The sequence below is a fragment of the Pseudomonas asuensis genome, assembly GCF_014646755.1.
In the GTDB taxonomy this organism is placed as follows: domain Bacteria; phylum Pseudomonadota; class Gammaproteobacteria; order Pseudomonadales; family Pseudomonadaceae; genus Chryseomonas; species Chryseomonas asuensis.
In genome coordinates this window covers 1-585 of the sequence record NZ_BMNW01000096.1, presented here as the reverse complement: position 1 = coordinate 585, position 585 = coordinate 1, and the positions used below count along the sequence as shown (strand labels likewise).

The window sequence follows — 585 nt, the reverse complement described above, 5'->3', positions numbered from 1 at the left end:
TTAGCGTCTGGCCGTGAGTTAAGACAAAAGTTCGCCCGGCGGCAGGCTGTGCGGCCAAGCGGTTCATGACATAACCGTTATAGCCTGCGGCCTTTAGCGTCTGGCCGTGATTTAAGACAAAAGTTTGCTCGGCGGCAGGCTGTGCGGCCAGGCCGTTCATGGCATCACCGTTATAGCCTGCGGCCTTTAGCGTCTGGCCGTGATTTAAGACAAAAGTTCGCTCGGTGGCAGGCTGTGCGGCCAAGCGGTTCATGACATAACCGCTATAGCCTGCGGCCTCTAGCGTCTGGCCGTGATTTAAGACAAAAGTTTGCTCGGCGGCAGGCTGTGCGGCCAAGATGTTCATGGCATAACCGTGATAGCCTGCGGCCTCTAGCGTCTGGCCGTGGGTTAAGACAAAAGTTTGCTCGGTGGCAGGCTGTGCGGCCAGGCCGTTCATGGCATCACCGTTATAGCCTGCGGCCTTTAGCGTCTGGGCATTGGTCATGACAAAGTTTTGCTGGACGACAGGCCGTTCGGCCAAGGCGCTCATGTCATCACCGTCATAGCCTGCATCCTCTAGCGCCTGCCCATTCTTCACCAGGA

At 57.3% G+C, this 585-nt stretch carries 1 protein-coding gene; it reads right to left on the bottom strand.

Annotated elements, in window-relative coordinates:
* Nucleotides 1-585: hypothetical protein (locus IEX86_RS24840; RefSeq protein WP_188868809.1), on the bottom strand; the 585-nt coding region annotated here is incomplete at both ends.